At 70.5% G+C, this 14247-nt stretch carries 13 protein-coding genes; 8 read left to right on the forward strand and 5 right to left on the reverse strand.

The window, feature by feature from the left end:
• Positions 1–298 precede the first annotated feature (298 nt).
• The 3 genes from ABD366_RS33125 (at position 299) to ABD366_RS33135 (ending at position 2253) form a co-directional block, all read left to right on the forward strand.
• Positions 299–1033 carry a dienelactone hydrolase family protein gene (locus ABD366_RS33125; RefSeq protein WP_324775128.1) on the forward strand — a complete coding sequence of 245 codons (735 nt, stop codon included), beginning with the start codon at positions 299–301 and terminating at the stop codon, positions 1031–1033.
• Positions 1034–1192: 159 nt separating this feature from the next.
• The gene (locus ABD366_RS33130; RefSeq protein ID WP_324775126.1) at positions 1193–1630 is read left to right on the forward strand and encodes an ankyrin repeat domain-containing protein; all 438 of its coding nucleotides are present in this window, start codon (positions 1193–1195) and stop codon (positions 1628–1630) included.
• Between the two features lie 458 nt (positions 1631–2088).
• On the forward strand, positions 2089–2253 hold the full coding sequence (locus tag ABD366_RS33135; protein ID WP_324775124.1) for a hypothetical protein: 165 nt from the start codon (positions 2089–2091) through the stop codon (positions 2251–2253).
• Between the two features lie 668 nt (positions 2254–2921).
• Here ABD366_RS33135 and ABD366_RS33140 read toward each other — a convergent pair.
• Positions 2922–4373, reverse strand: a complete 1452-nt coding sequence (locus ABD366_RS33140; RefSeq protein ID WP_324775122.1) for a transcriptional regulator — start codon at positions 4371–4373, stop codon at positions 2922–2924.
• 266 nt (positions 4374–4639) lie between these two features.
• On the opposite strand from ABD366_RS33140, the gene ABD366_RS33145 reads away from it, so the two are divergent.
• Positions 4640–5263 carry a hypothetical protein gene (locus ABD366_RS33145; RefSeq protein WP_324775120.1) on the forward strand — a complete coding sequence of 208 codons (624 nt, stop codon included), beginning with the start codon at positions 4640–4642 and terminating at the stop codon, positions 5261–5263.
• A gap of 260 nt (positions 5264–5523) precedes the next feature.
• Here ABD366_RS33145 and ABD366_RS33150 read toward each other — a convergent pair whose 3' ends face one another.
• Positions 5524–7020, reverse strand: a complete 1497-nt coding sequence (locus ABD366_RS33150) for an alpha/beta fold hydrolase (protein WP_324775118.1) — start codon at positions 7018–7020, stop codon at positions 5524–5526.
• 145 nt (positions 7021–7165) lie between these two features.
• Here ABD366_RS33150 and ABD366_RS33155 point away from each other — a divergent pair, with 145 nt between their 5' ends.
• Positions 7166–8128 carry a helix-turn-helix domain-containing protein gene (locus ABD366_RS33155; protein ID WP_324775147.1) on the forward strand — a complete coding sequence of 321 codons (963 nt, stop codon included), beginning with the start codon at positions 7166–7168 and terminating at the stop codon, positions 8126–8128.
• 305 nt (positions 8129–8433) lie between these two features.
• Here ABD366_RS33155 and ABD366_RS33160 read toward each other — a convergent pair whose 3' ends face one another.
• Complete coding sequence (locus ABD366_RS33160; protein WP_324775116.1) at positions 8434–9171, reverse strand: SDR family NAD(P)-dependent oxidoreductase; 738 nt, start codon at positions 9169–9171, stop codon at positions 8434–8436.
• Between the two features lie 84 nt (positions 9172–9255).
• On the opposite strand from ABD366_RS33160, the gene ABD366_RS33165 reads away from it, so the two are divergent.
• The 3 genes from ABD366_RS33165 to ABD366_RS33175 all read left to right on the forward strand — a co-directional run bounded on the left by ABD366_RS33165 (position 9256) and on the right by ABD366_RS33175 (position 11187).
• Positions 9256–9897 carry a TetR/AcrR family transcriptional regulator gene (locus ABD366_RS33165; protein WP_324775114.1) on the forward strand — a complete coding sequence of 214 codons (642 nt, stop codon included), beginning with the start codon at positions 9256–9258 and terminating at the stop codon, positions 9895–9897.
• Positions 9898–10231: 334 nt separating this feature from the next.
• On the forward strand, positions 10232–10543 hold the full coding sequence (locus tag ABD366_RS33170; RefSeq protein WP_324775111.1) for a hypothetical protein: 312 nt from the start codon (positions 10232–10234) through the stop codon (positions 10541–10543).
• Between the two features lie 485 nt (positions 10544–11028).
• Complete coding sequence (locus tag ABD366_RS33175) at positions 11029–11187, forward strand: hypothetical protein (RefSeq protein WP_324775109.1); 159 nt, start codon at positions 11029–11031, stop codon at positions 11185–11187.
• A 238-nt stretch (positions 11188–11425) separates the two neighbouring features.
• Here ABD366_RS33175 and ABD366_RS33180 read toward each other — a convergent pair whose 3' ends face one another.
• Positions 11426–12325, reverse strand: coding sequence for a lasso peptide biosynthesis B2 protein (locus tag ABD366_RS33180; RefSeq protein ID WP_324775107.1), 900 nt, complete (start codon positions 12323–12325; stop codon positions 11426–11428).
• The gene (locus ABD366_RS33185; protein ID WP_324775105.1) at positions 12322–14232 is read right to left on the reverse strand and encodes an albusnodin/ikarugamycin family macrolactam cyclase; all 1911 of its coding nucleotides are present in this window, start codon (positions 14230–14232) and stop codon (positions 12322–12324) included. The genes ABD366_RS33180 and ABD366_RS33185 overlap by 4 nt, the downstream gene beginning before the upstream one ends.
• Between the last annotated feature and the right edge of the window lie 15 nt (positions 14233–14247).

Consider the following 14247-nt stretch of genomic DNA (forward strand, 5'->3'; position numbering starts at 1 on the left):
CGTCAGTGCCCTGTCAGCATCCTGTTAAGGCCGCATGGTGATTTCGCGTTTCATCCACCAGAGGCATCCGCGCGGGCTGAAGCGCCGGCGTCGGCTCGTAGCCGGTGGGCTAGGCTGTGCGGCTATGAATACCGGGACGGCCTTGCGCCACACACGGATCGGTGACCCGGGGCTCTTCTGAGCGCCGTACGGGCCGGCTCGGGCCCGCTGTTTGACCAAGGCTTCTGCGCTGCCGCGCGGGCTCCGCCTCCGTCGTGTTGATCACAGGTTCTGCACATCAACCACGACAGGAGCATTCATGCCCACCAAGACGCTGCGGATTCCCACCGCAGACGGCCAGGCCGACGCCTTCGCTGCCTTCCCCGACCGTGGCGAGCGGCACCCAGGAGTGCTGATGTACGCGGACGGCTTCGGCATCCGGCCTGTGCTGCGGGAGATGGCCCGCGAACTCGCCGGGCACGGCTATTACGTTCTCGTCCCCAACTCGTACTACCGGCACGGCCCGGCACCGCTGATCGAGCTTCCGGAGTACATCGGAGCAGAGGTCCGGCCCGCGGTCTTCGCCCAGTTGATGCCCCTGATCGAGGCGCACACCTCCGAACGAGTCCTGAGCGACGCCGACGCCTATCTCAGGTTCCTCACCACTCAGCCCGAGGTCGGCGCCGGACCGGTTGCGGTGACCGGCTACTGCATAGGAGGCCTCTACGCGATGCACACCGCCACGGCCCACCCCGACCGGGTGGCGGCCGTCGCCGCGTTCCACGGCCCCGTGGGCGTCGATGGGGCCGATCTCTTCTCCGAACTCACCGCTCAGGTCCACCTCGGCCACGCCGAAGGTGACGTGACACCTGAGGCTCTCGGCGAGCTCAACCAGGCTCTGGACGCGGCAGGTGTCGGCTACACCTCCGAGATCTACCCCGGCACCGTCCACGGCTTCACCATGTCCGACACCGACGCTTTCAACGCCTCCGGGCTGAAGCGCCACTGGGACCGCCTGCTCCCCCTTCTGGACCGCACCCTGGCCAACAACTGAGGCTCCGGCCCGGAAACCAAGCCTGAAGCGACCGCGACCGGGCCGTGGCCACGAGGTAAGCCAGACGGGCCGGCCGCTACGCAGCCACGGCTGATCGCGGTGCTCAACGGTTGGATATGAGTGGTGCCGGCGCACCCGCGATCGCTAGCCTCACCGGCCATGAAGCAGCGTCGGCAGAAGAAGCTTTCCCGCCGTCTCTTCGAGGCGATCCTGGCCGGTGACGCCATAGGCACGAAGGTCTTGTTGCGCAGCGGAGCAAGTCCACAACGGCGGGACAACGACGGCAGCACTCCGCTGTATCAGGCAGCGGTGCAGGGCGAAGCCGAGGTAGCCCGGCTCCTGTTGGAAGCCGGTGCTTCCCCCGACACGGAAAGCAGCGGCCCCGGCTCGGAGGGCACGCCCCTGTGTGCGGCCGCCTGCTGGGGACACACCGAGGCGGTCCAGCAACTGCTTGGACACGGAGCCGATCCCAACCTCCGTGAAGACCATGGCGCAGGGCGGTCGCCCCTGGAGTGGGCAGAGAACGGCCCTCACCCTGGCACTGCCGCCATCCTCAGGGCGGCCGGGGCGCAGCCGACGGTTCCTCTGGCTCCGTAGCCGGCTTGACCTCAATACCACCTGTCGCAACAGGCATCCAGCAGTCCGTGTCGCGGCCGAGCCAGTGCAAACAACACTGGCCGGGCCAGTGCGAACAACACCAGACAACAAGTCAACAGGGCGGTTCTGCGCAGGCGATCAGCGTCCGGGGCGAGGGCGGCAGCGCGGCAGGACGGAAGAAGGGGCGGGGGAGTTGGGCCCGATCAGGGCTGTCCCCGGCGACCCGCTCACTCCTGTCACTCCTGCCGCCCCATTCATTTCGTCATGCTCGGGGTACAAGAGCAGGGGGATGACTCACCGGTGCCCGTCGCCGGTGCGGGTACGCACCACTCACCCACGCGGGGTGCCTGCGCTTCGCCGTTGGCCTCGAAGCGCAGGCCCCCTGGGCCCCACCCTGGGCGCGGAGTTCTTGGCGGCAACCAGCGGTGACATGGCCGCCTTCGGCAGCGCCGGTCGACTTGTCGGCTTCGGAGTACGCCGAGGGGAAGTTGTACGACGTGCCGCTGGCCGGACAGGGCACCGGCATCGGCATCGGCATGGGCATGGGCAAGCTGATCCGGTGGACCATCGAGTGCAGCATTGGCCGTCTCATGATCCCGTCCCGCCCGCGTCCTCAGCGATGAATTGCAGTTCAGGGTGGGCCGGGTCGGGCCTCGGCGTCCCCGGCGGCAGCACCGGGCGCAGTGCCTCGGACACCTGACGTAAGGCCTCATCCGAGAACTCCGCGATGGTGGCGGTCGCCTGGAGGACCACGCCGCCCGCGGTCAGGGGCACGCCCGAGTGGAACGCTCCGGATGCCCGAACCCCACGGCCCCAGAATCATACGGTCGTTCACCCTCGCACCTCCTCGGTCCACGCCGCAGTGCCGGTGACGGTGGCGCCCAGGCAGTTGTAGGGTCGCGCCCATGGTCGACGTTGCCCCCACGAATCCGCGGGACGAAGCGGCTCAGGGCCGCGCAGCCCTCTGGCTCGCTCCTGAAAACCTGCGCTGGCTGGCGCAACACGGCTGCTGTCCGGATGACGCGTCGCAGGAAGTGACGGACCGTTGTGGGCGTCTCCGGTTCCGGGCGGGCGCTGCTCTGCACAAGCACGGCCAGAGCCACTGAGATGGGGGCCGCCCTCCGGGCCCCTCCGCGGCACTGGCTGGCCGATCGCCACCGGCGCCTGATCGTTGACCGCCTCGACATCTTCGGGGCCCGCTGGGAACTCACCGGCGCCCAAGCCGCATTGCAACTCCGCGCACTGATCACGAACGAACGGAGACTTCGAGGACTACTCGTAGGACGACGTCTCAGCTGTACGGCCCCCACCTGCGGTCGAGGGTGTCGTACACGTACCGGGGTAGGCCCTTGATGGAACTGGTGCGGAACGGGCGGCCGTCGTCGTCGATGCGCACGGTGCCCTTGCGGCCCTGGGAGGACCAGTCCAGCTCCAGGTACCACCGGCAGTCGCACGAACTGGTCCCGGCCGTGACCAGCAGCACCTCTGGGTCTTCTGCCGAGACACGATAGGGCATACGCACGGCCGGGATCGGCGTGCCGGAGTCGTTCCCGGCGACCGCGCGAGCGAGTGGGCGGTCCTTGTCCAGGTCCACGGCGAAGTACCGGGGGGTGAGCGCGCCGCCGCAGCCGTGGTCCATGGCGTAGGCATTGCCCTCGGCCGGCGTCGTACGGCCGACCACGCGCACGCGCAGCGCCTCCAGCACGACGGCCGTGTCGCTGCGCCCCTGCACCGACAGCTGCACGAGCGTCTCGCCGCCGTGCACCGCGCTCTGCGTCGCCGCCCAGGGTGCCGCGTCCTGCGGGGCAGGGGGAGGGGGGACCTGGCTCGGCGGCTTGGCGATGACATAGTCGTGACCGCAACCCAGTTTCCAGGCCTGGGAGTTGACGGACCAGGCGAGCGGCAATTCGGCGCGCTGTTCGTTGCGGGGCGGGGCGGATGTCGCGCCGGGCGGACGAGAGGTGCGCGGCTTCTTCTTCGGGGTGGGGGAGCCGGAAGGCCGCTGGGAGGTGGAGGTGGGGATGGCGCTCGGGCTGAGTGAGGCGCCCCGTCCCTCCGGCGGATGGGCCTCGGCCGTACCGGCGACCCGGTCAGGGCCATCGACGGACGCCCGCCGCTCGTCGTCGGGCAGCGCGGAGAAGGCCCCGAGCATCGCCAGCACGCCACAGACGGAGGCCAGCCCGACCGCGAGACGTCTGCGGCGGTACCAAGGGCGGCGCGGGGGCGAGAGGGGGCCGGGCGGTCTGAAGGCAGCGTCCGTCCCGACGACCGGGCTGACGGTGGCCTTCGGCGCCGTGTCCGCCGGTGTGGAGACCGAGCCGCCATCAGCCTTCGACGCCGTGCCCGTTTCGGTGACGCCCTCCGCCACTGGGCCCGAAACGCCCGCCGCGTCGTTCACCTCTTCTGCCGCCGCAGCGTCGGGCGCGCTCTCCGCCGGCCCCGCCGGCCCCGCCGCCTCCACCGTACGAGGCCGGCGACGGGCCGCTACTGCCAGAAGCCAACGGCGGTGGAGTTCAAGGCGTTGCTCCGAGGTCGCCCCGCACAGGGCCGCGAAGCGCTCCACGGGGGCGAAGTCGAGGGGCACCGCGTCGCCCGCGCAATAGCGGTGCAGCGTCGAGGTGTTCATGCCCAGGCGGCGGGCCAGCGAGCCGTAGCTCCGGTCCGTACGCTCCTTCAGCGCCCGCAGCAGCGCCGCGAACCCCGCCACTTCGTCAACGCCGTCGCCGTTGTCTTGTGCCGACACAGGCCCCCCGTCCTCCTTCGAAGCCACCCTGCCCGGGACGGCATCCCAGGCACCCCATATACCTGCACGTCAGACGGGCTGGGATGGTTCCACCGTGCTCGATCGGCCGTCGGCTGTTGCGTCCGGCCGCCGCGACCGCCGATGCTCTTGGTGCCGCACCGACCGGGCCCGCACCGACCAGCCGGCCTCACCGCGGCATCCACGGCCACGCACTCACACAGCCACGCACTCACACAGCCACGCACTCATCCACGGGGGGAACACCCATGTCCATGCGCATCCGAACGAGCGCTTGCACCGCACTCACCGTCGCCGCCCTCGCGGCGGGCACGGTCCTCACGGCACCGGTCGCCGGCGCCGCGCCGAAGGCCGCCGCGCCCAAGTTCCTGTCGGCGTCCCAGCTGCCGCCGCACCCGACGTCGTCCTGGACCGCCGGACCGGTCACCGAAGGGTTCCCGGAGGGACTCGGGCTCTGCGTGAGCACGGAGGGCGTGCTCGACTACGACTACCGGAACCAGGAGTTCCGGACCGACCTAAACACCGGTGCCGTGCAGTTGACCGTAGTGACGGGCACAGCCGCCCAGGCCAACGCCCTGGCGAAGCACTACGACGACCTGATCCGCACCTGCGCCGACCGCATCGAGGAGTCCACGCCGGAAGTCGAGGCCGAAGGCCGGGACTACGGCAAGCTGCCCGTCGAGGAGGGCGCCCGCGTCCGCGGCCTGCACACCGAGACGTCCTGGGGCGCCACTGACATCGCCCTGCTGTCGGTCGGGCGGGACGGCAGGACCGTCACCGTCGTGAAATGGGGACAGATGGGCGACTTCGGGGACGCGCCCGTAGCGGCCTTCAAGAAGACCACGACCACGGCCGTCAACAAGCTGTACTGACCGGGCAGCCACCGGAAAAAGCGGGGCCGTCCTCCCGCCACGGGGGTGCGGAAGGACGGCCCGTATCGGTCATGCCCCAGGACGTGGACCGTCGAGCCGAGGCAGTAGCTGCCCGCCGAGGGCGACGCGGCCGGGTCCACTTGAGCAACGCCATCTGGCACAAGTCCAGCTACAGCTACAGCTACAGCTACAGCTACGGCAGTTCGGAACGGGGGAGGGGGCCCGGAGCTCCAGCACGTCGATCTCGAACATGCGCCGAGTCACCCGCGCCCGAGCCGTTCCAGCACCCGCCCCATCGCCTCCCGCACGGCCCGGCGCGCGTCATCGGTGTGGTCGAGGCCTTCGAAGCCGTGGTGTCCGTCGGGCACATCGAGCACCTCGAGCGGGGCACCGCCCGCCTCGGCCGCCGTGACGAACTCGGCCACTGTTGCCGCGATCGCGGAGGTTTCCAGGCCCGCCCGGACAAGAACGAACGGCACATCACTGCCGCGCGCCACCACCTCCGCAGGCCGGAACCGAGGGTCGTTCACGCCCCAGCCCGGGAGCGGCGACATGATCGGGTAGCAGGCGGCCAGGCAGCGCAGCCACGTAGGCGGCTCGCTCAGCCACGGGGCCGTCATCGGCCCGCTGCCGGAGAAGAACCAGAGCGCTATCCGTTCCGCGTCGACGCGGGGGTCGGCGCGCACCTGGGCCACCGCGGCGGCCAGGTCCCCGGCGGCCGTCGGATAGGCGCTGACGTCGTGCAGTGCGTGGTCGAGCGTCACCCCGATCACGCCCCGGTCCGCGGCGTAGCGCCCGTAGGAGACGAACGTCGTCCAGTCCCGCGGGGTGGGTCTGACCCCGGCGGGCACCGGACCGCCGTGCACGAACACGATCGCGGGCCGCGGCGCCGCCTCCACGCCCTCGGGTACGTACAGATCGATCGTGCCGTGGCGTTCGCGCGGAATGTGCGGTACGTCGAAGAGGAAGGGGCGCATATAGCCGGGATGCTCCGGTTCCTCCTCCGGTGTCATGAGGCCGGTCCCCTCTCCCGCGGCGGCCGCGAGCAGCACGTCGGCGAGTTCCCCGGGGCACGACAGCATCGGCCAATGCCCGGTGGGCAGTTCGAAGAAGGTGACATCGGGCCTGGCCAGGGCCTTGAGTACGGGATCGCCGAAGTTCATCAGCATGCGGACGGCGGCGATGGTCGCGCCGCTCTCCGTGCAGAGCACAGCGGTGCTCGGAAGGGGATCCGGCCCGCCGGTCAGCCGCAGCGGCTGAACCAGCGTGCCGAGCGGCTGGGCCGTGGCGGAGGCGGTCAGCAGGTCGAGGTCGTCGTCGGACAGGCCCGCCGTGCTTCCCCAGTGCTGCCACTCCTTCCGCGTGGGCGGCGGCAGTTCACCTGTCCTGTCACCGGCTGCGGTGAGCCGTTCGCGGACCTCGTGGTTGGCGAGGGACGTCAGCGCCGGTGCACCGTCCTGTGCGGGAGCAGTGTCGACGTAGACGATCCGTGCGACCCGGTTCGCGCGCCGGTCGGCCGCGCCCACGGCCGGGTGCATGCCGTAGTCGTGCCCCACCAGGACGATGTCCCGCTCGCCCGCTGCCGCGCCGATCGCGTCGACGGTCTCGACCACACGGGCGATGTGTGTCTCCAGATCGGCTGCCGGGCCAAGGTCCACGATGTGTGTGTTCGCTCCCCGGGCGGTGAGAAGCTCAGCCGTGGCCCGCCACACCCGCGGGCCGGTGAACAGCCCAGGAACCAGCACGAATTCCGTCATTCTCCACACTCCTCGGGACTGTGTCATCGGCGGCCGGTCCAGCCGCCCGCCGCGGTGGCCGTTAGATTAGGAACTCCCCCTGAGGGAGGTTCAATTGCCGCTGACGATCAACCCCGATCCCGATCCCGACCCCGACCCCGGTTTCGTGCCTGCGTCCGGCTCCGCGTCGACGACCGACGGTCTGTGGACCATCGGCGAGCTCGCCGAGCAAGCGGGCACCACCGTGAAGACCGTCCGTTTCTACTCCGACAAGGGCCTGTTGCCACAGCGGGGGCGCAGTGTCGGCGGACACCGCCGCTACGCCCCCGACGCCCTGGAGCGACTCGCGTTCATCCGCTCCCTGCGCAACCTGGGTCTACCCGTCCCGGAGGTGCGCCGCATCGTCGACGAACAGGCCGGTTCGCAGGGAGTGCTGGAGGACGCCGTGGCGGGACAGCTGCGCACGCTCGGCTCGCGAATGAGCGCGCTGCGCTGGCAGGAGTCCGCACTGCGGCTGGTCCAGGAATCCGCCCCGGCAGAGCGCGCGGAACGGCTGCGGCTCGTGGGGGCGCTGGGCACACCGCCGAACACGGCGCCGCTGGCCGGCTTCTGGCGGGCCTGGCTGCCGCCGCGGATGCCATCGAAGGCGCGGGCCGCCTTCCTCGACGCCGCTGTTCCGCAGCCGCCCGACGCTCCGTCACCGGCGCAGGTGCTCGCCTTCGCCCAGCTGTGCGCCCTGGTATCGCGCCCTTGCCCGACCGGCCCGGCGGCACACCCCACCCAGCCTGCCGCGCACCGTGCCGCGGGCGCGCGGGAGTCCGCGCTGCTCTACGCCGGGCTCGCGGAGGCCTACGACCTGGCCGCCCTGAGGATGCGCGCGGACGCGACCCCCGAAGCGGGCGACGCACTCGACTGCTTCGTGGCGACGTATGCGAACGTGCACCGCTGCCGCGACACACCGTCGTTCCGCCGCGAACTGGCCCGGCAACTGTCGGCCGACCCACGGCTCGACGGCTACTGGGAGCTGGTGGCGGTTCTGCACACGCCGCAGGGCGGCCACCCGGAACCGACCCCGGGCACCGCGCACGACTGGCTGCTTGCGGCACTGGACACGCCACTCGCGGCCTGACCGGCCTGGCGTACGCGCATCCAGGGCGCTTGCGTGTCCACGCCTCTTGCCGAGGCCCTCGGTGCAAATGGCAGAGGGCGGCATATCCAGTGTGCATTCTTGTGGCGGTCGGGGCAGCACGCCGGGCACGTCATCCGAGAAGGCCGCGGCCTCCGTCTCGCTGCTGCGGACGCGGGGGCTTGTACGACGCACACGCGCGGGGGCTTGTACGACGCACACGCGCGGGGGCTCGTACGACGCACACGCGCGGCCGGGAGTGCGCCCCATCGCTTCGAGGGAACCGGATGTGGCGCGCCGGCCGTCGTTCAGGCCCGGGTGTAGCCGCCGTCGGCGAAGAGTTCGGCGCCGGTGACGAACGACGAGGCGTCCGAAGCCAGGAAGAGGGCGGCCTCGGCGATTTCCTCGGCGTCGGCCAGCCGCCCCAGTGGCACGGTGGCCTCGGCGAACCGGTCGGCGTCCGGCCCGGCGGCGCCCAGCAGGCCAGGGGTTCGCGTGGGTCCCGGGCTGAGCACGTTGACCCGGAATCGGCGCTCCCGCGACTGCCGGGCCCAGTTGTGCACGAGGTTGCTCAACGCCGCCTTCGAGGCGCTGTAGACCTCGAGTTGCTCATTGGGCCGCACGCTGTTGCTCGAGCCGATGACCAGGATGGAGGCGTTCTCCGCCAGCAGCGGAAGCGCCTTCTGAACGGTGAACAGGGGCCCCTTGACGTTGACGGCGAGCGTCAGGTCGACGTTTGCCTCGGTGTGGCCGCCGAGCGCGGCGTCCGCGACGATTCCCGCGTTGGCCACCAGCACGTCGATGCGCCCGGCCTCCTCGCGGACGCGCTCGTATAGCGCGTCCAGTTCGGCCAGGACCGAAACGTCAGCTCGTACGCCGGTGGCCGCCGGGCCCATCTCCTTGACTGCCGCTTCGAGGCGGTCGGTGTCCCGGCCGGTCACGAAGACCCGCGCGCCCTCGAGGACGAAGCGGTGGGCGATGGCCAGCCCGATCCCGCTGGTCCCTCCGGTGATCACGGCCACCTTGTCCTGCAGCACCCCTGGCATGTCGGACCCCTCTGGTTGTGGAATGGATCGTCCATAACGTAGGCGGTAATGGACGATCGAGTCAAGAATGGTTAGGCTGAAACGATGCCGAGACCACGCGCATTCGACGAACGCCAAGTCCTGGAACGGGCCCGGGAGCAGTTCTGGGCGACCGGATACGCGGGAACCCGGATGGACGACATCGCCCGGGCGACCGGCCTGGGCAAGGGCAGCCTGTACGGCGCGTTCGGTGACAAGGGCAAGCTGTTCCACCGTGTGTTCGGCGACTGGTGCACCGCAGTCGTCGAGGTGGCCGAAGGGCGGCTGACAGGTGGCCCGGACGCGGAGGCCTGGGAACGGCTGGCGGGATACGTGCACCTGATGGCGGAGAACACCGCTTCCGACACCGAGCGCCGCGGGTGCCTGCTGGCCAAGGGTGCGGCGGAACTGTCCCAGCTCGACCCGACGGTCGCAGGGCGGTCGGCCGAGACCATGACGGCGCTGCTGACCCTGCTGCGGACGGAGATCAGCGCCGCCCAGCGTCACGGCGACATCGACAGCGCTGCGGACCCGGAGCGATTGGCGGCACTGCTGCTGACGGTGGTCCGCGGGATCGAGGCGGTCGGCAAGGCGGGCCTCGCCCCGGAGACGGTGCGGGACATCGCAGACACCGCACTGGCGGTCCTGCCCGGGCCCGAGGGGCAGAAGCGCCGCGCAACGGGGCGCCGTCCGGCCGGTGAGAGCTGACTTGGTGCCGGAGAGGGCCCATACGGCGGCGGTCGTCCGGTGACGTGCTGCAACCTCGGACGCCCGGCGGCCCCCGGCCTTTCCTACGAGCCCGGCGGCGAAGCTGGATGCGCTCACCTAGGAGCGGCTCGAACCGCTCCCACCTCGCTCGACCCACACACGGCTCACCTGGCTCAGGGAGAACCTCGCCGGACGGTACCTGCCTCAGCCCTACGAGCAACTCGCAGCGGCCTACCGCGTCCTTGGCCACGACAGCGAAGCCCGCAGAGTTCTGCGCGCCAAACACCGTCACCACCGTTCGGCTCTGCCGTGGCCGGCAAAGATCTGGGACTGGTTGCAGGGCGTTGTCGCAGGCTACGGATACCGGCCGGCCCTCGCCGGTGGGTGGTTCGTCGTACTTGCGCTCCTCGGCACGCTCGTCTTCAGTGTCTACGAGCCCCATCGCTCCGAGCCGGGACGAGGCCCGGCCATCAACGCCACCGTCTGCACGCTCGACCTGTGGCCGCCCATCATCGACTTCGGGCAGGAGAAGGCGTTCGCATCGGCGAGCGGGCAGCAATGGTTCGCCTATGTCCTCATCGCCTCGGGATGGGTACTCGCCACCACGCTTGTCGAAGGTCTCACCCGTGTGCCGAGGCGCTCTTGAGGCGTGATTTGCGTCACATTTAAGCGAGTGTGGGGTGCTGGCTCGTACGCGAAAACGGCGTCGGCGCCAGGCATGCGCCGCGTTATTCGATGAGGGCGAGGGGTGTTCACTCTCCGTCTGCCTTCGAATCGGGTGCTGGGCGGGCCCCGGTGGGGGCTGGGGTGAAGGAAGGCCCGCTGACGGTTGGGCAGTGCGAGACGGGCTGCCTCTGTGGTGTTCACTGAGGTGGAGTCAGGCGCGGAGAGCGGTCTCAATTTTCGGTTCACGTCGCGACGTCATCCATCACTCGTTGTAAATAGGTGAATTGAAGCGGGACGCGGAGTGGATCCCCTCGGACTGGGGCTCATGAGGCGCATGGGGGCGCGACAAAGGCCATTGTCTTGCGGCAGGTTGACGGGAACACTGTTCTTCACGCGGAGTCGCTGCCGCATTCCCGAATTACCGGGAACCGGTGTCGACGCGTGGAGAAGGTGAGGTGAAGTCAAATGGCTATGAAGATGACGATGACCACCCGCTGTTCGGTCTCTGTGCACTGGCAGCACGTGCGAGTGGTCATCATCGTCATGGTCCTCGTGCTCCTGAGTGTGATGACTCACGGAGACGGTGACACGACACTGGTCGACGCGCTGTTGCCGCGCGTCTGAGGGGCGAGCAGGTCCCTCCCACGGGGGCGGTTGCCGGGAGACCGGTGACCGCCCCTTCACTTTGTCAGGCTAGCGCACAAAGTCTGGTCGAAGAAAGGGAATCCGCTCGCATTCTTCCCGGCGTTCTTGGAACTATCCGGTAGGGGCCCCTGGCAGGCGTCAGGCGTGTGCGAATTGAACACGGCAGCGGGAAGAGGTTGCGGAGGGCCCCGTTCCAGCGGCCGGTTTGTCCAACCAATCAGCTCACGCCGAGAACACGGCGGAATTCGGTGTGGCCGTACTCGTCAGGCGAGGCGATGGCGACTCCCTGCGCCTCCACCCACGCGTGGAATCGGTAGGGGTCGTCGGCCGTGCCGATGCACCACTCCACCCGCCGGCCGGTTATGGCCAGGACCCCGAGCGTGGCCAGGGACAACTCCAGGCAGGCGGCGCGTCCGGGGTACCACCGGGTGGCCCGCCGCACCGCCGCGAGGGAGGCTGAGGCCTGCTCCGGCGTGGCCTCCCGCCGGCACCAGGTGCGTGCGGTCCAGCTCACCGTACGGGAGACGGTTCTCAACGGCAGCCGGATCAGCAGCAGGGCACCGAGGAGTGCGACCAGGCCGAGTACCGCGGTCACGGCGCCGTGAAGGGAGCGGTCGCCTGCATTCCGCACCGGTTCGGCGGCCATGGTCATCTGGGCTGCGATCAGGGGCACTTCGGTGACGGGCGGAACCTCGCCCTGCGACGGGGCGTGCCCGTGCCAGGCGGATCCGCGACCATCCGGACGCGGGCCCGCGGTCGCCGGTGCCCGCTCTGCCGTGAGGGGCGCAGCGTCGGCCGCCGGGTACCGGTATGTGCGTTGTCCCGCCGCGGGGGGTGTCCGGCTCGGGGCGTGCGCGGTGAGGAGGCCACGGCTGATCAGGTCGTCGGCGAGGCGGCGGGCGTCCTCGCGGATCCGGTCGTGCTGCAGGTCCGGGTAACGGCCGGCCAGCACCAGCACCGCGGAGTCGAAGTTCCCGCTGCGGTGCCATTCCTGCCAGAGGGTGTGAGCCATGGAGTTCATGGCGAAGCAGTGGCCGGACCGCACGTCCAGCAGCACGCTGCCACCGTGCGCTGAGGTGCTCTCGCGGACGTACTCGGACACGCTCAGCCGCGTCATGGCCACTCCTGTCCGCTGTTGCCGGCCGTCAGCCACAGGTCCGAGCCGAGCAGGCGGTTGAGCGCTGGGAAGGGTGCGGGCAGACCCGCGACGGCCCGTTCGACCGAGGCGATCACCCGCGAGGGTTCGATGATTCCGAGTTCGGCCAGCGGGGATCGCAGGAGCCGTGCCCTGATCTGTGCCGCTGAGCGGCGGACGCCGCGGTAGTTCTCGGCCGCGTAGTCGCCCTTGGTCCTGCGCCGCAGTACGGGGTCGGGGACCAGGCCGGTCAGGGCGGCTGCCAGCAGCGGCTTGGCGGTGAACGGGTCGATCCGGTGCGGCAACGGGAGGCGGGTGCAGGCCCGTACGACCTCGCTGTCCAGGAAAGGAGCGTGCGGCCAGATGCCGAACGCGCGGGCCGTGGAGGTGAACTGAGCCTGTACGGCGGCGGAGATGCGCAGTTCGCACAGGACTGCCCGGGTGCCCGGTGTCGCGGGCGCTGAAGGGGATGCGGGGCCGGCCGACCGGGCACGAGCTTCGGCCAGTTCGGCCAGTTCGGCCAGGTGCCCGCGTGCTCTGGTGGTCAGCCAGGCCGTCTCCGGGCCCGGGGCCGGCCACCAGGCAACCGCGTCCGCCCACTGCGGCGGGTGGTCCAGGGGTTCGTCGAGACGGGAGGCGAGTTCGCCCATCGCCTGGTGCAGGGGAGTGCGTGCAAGGCGTCTGGCCCGCAGGATGACGTCTGCGGGCGAGAGTTGACGTATGCGGGCCAGCGCGCGCCCGTCGCTCAGGAGTCGGCGCAGTCCGGCTGTGGCCGCGATGTCACCGAGGTAGGAGGGGGGTGCGGCCAGTAGTGCGTCGCCGCCCTCGCCGGTCAGGTGAATGCCGGGGCCGCCGCGCGCGATGTGGTCCAGTCGCAGCCGTTGTCGGGCGCCGATGACTGCCGCCGGGTCGGGCTGGTCCGCAGAGCCGTACCCGGGCAGGCCGCTGTAGGGCAGGGAGTCCTCACTGCCACGGGTCACGGCGAGCCGGATCGATGGGGCCTGCTCTGCGTGGGCCAGGGCGTGGGCGAGATCGCCGGCGGGTGCGTCGGGGTGGTGGTAGACGAAGGCGTCCAGGGGCGGCCGGCCGGTTGTGCGGGCGGCCAAAAAGGCCAGGGAGGTGGAGTCCAGGCCGCCGCTGAAGTCCGACGTGACGCGTGGGGCGCTGTCGGTGCGCAGGGTGACGGCGCGTGTGAGGGCTGACCGCAACTGGGCTGCGCTGTCCTCGAACCGCGTGCCGGGGTCGGGAGCGAGGTCCTCGTACGCCCAATGGGTGCAGCGGCCGGAGGGAGCGACTTTCAGGGCTTGGCCGCCACCGAGCCGGCGGATTCCGTCGTACCCCGTGCGCCCTTCCGTGAGTTCGGGAACCGCGGGGCAGAAAATGTGTGCGGCGAGCGCCGCCGTGTCGGGTCGGCCGACTGCTCCGGACAGGGCCGCCGCGGTCCTCGCCCGGGTGGACAGGACCGTGTTCTGGCCGTGGCGCCCGTAGTAGAGGGGAAACTGCCCCGCCGGGTCGGCGTACGCGGTGAGGGCACCGTCGTCCTGGAGCACGAGGAGCAGGTAGGCGCCGGGCCATCGGGTCAGCCGTTCCCAGCGGCCGTCCTGCGCAGCCCGCCGCAGGTCATGACGCATCGTCACTTCGTCGGCTAGACACTGGCCGACGGCGGCCAGCCGGACGCGTGCGCACTGTACGGTGCGGACCTCGCCGGGGTGCCAGGGCCCCCAGGACCAGAGCAGGGGTTCACCCGGCCACAGGCGGGTGGCTCCACTCGGCGCCGGGGCTGGTGCCGGCGACAGCAGTCCCGCGATGGTGGGCCCGTCGGGAGAGGGAAGGACAGGAGACGGGCAGCGCAGGTCCGTGGCTGCGGCGGAGGCCGCGGGTCGGGGCATGACAGCTGTCCGCAA

Source organism: Streptomyces kunmingensis, from assembly GCF_039533535.1.
Classification (GTDB): domain Bacteria; phylum Actinomycetota; class Actinomycetes; order Streptomycetales; family Streptomycetaceae; genus Streptomyces; species Streptomyces kunmingensis.

Bases quoted from the DNA above. Each gene is read 5' to 3' on its own strand.
- ABD366_RS33160 (WP_324775116.1), bottom strand. From the start codon at position 9,171: ATGCCAGGGGTGCTGCAGGACAAGGTGGCCGTGATCACCGGAGGGACC.
- ABD366_RS33150 (WP_324775118.1), bottom strand. From the start codon at position 7,020: ATGACGGAATTCGTGCTGGTTCCTGGGCTGTTCACCGGCCCGCGGGTG.
- ABD366_RS33175 (WP_324775109.1), top strand. From the start codon at position 11,029: ATGGCTATGAAGATGACGATGACCACCCGCTGTTCGGTCTCTGTGCAC.
- ABD366_RS33180 (WP_324775107.1), bottom strand. From the start codon at position 12,325: ATGACGCGGCTGAGCGTGTCCGAGTACGTCCGCGAGAGCACCTCAGCG.
- ABD366_RS33185 (WP_324775105.1), bottom strand. From the start codon at position 14,232: ATGCCCCGACCCGCGGCCTCCGCCGCAGCCACGGACCTGCGCTGCCCG.
- ABD366_RS33125 (WP_324775128.1), top strand. From the start codon at position 299: ATGCCCACCAAGACGCTGCGGATTCCCACCGCAGACGGCCAGGCCGAC.
- ABD366_RS33165 (WP_324775114.1), top strand. From the start codon at position 9,256: ATGCCGAGACCACGCGCATTCGACGAACGCCAAGTCCTGGAACGGGCC.
- ABD366_RS33145 (WP_324775120.1), top strand. From the start codon at position 4,640: ATGTCCATGCGCATCCGAACGAGCGCTTGCACCGCACTCACCGTCGCC.
- ABD366_RS33130 (WP_324775126.1), top strand. From the start codon at position 1,193: ATGAAGCAGCGTCGGCAGAAGAAGCTTTCCCGCCGTCTCTTCGAGGCG.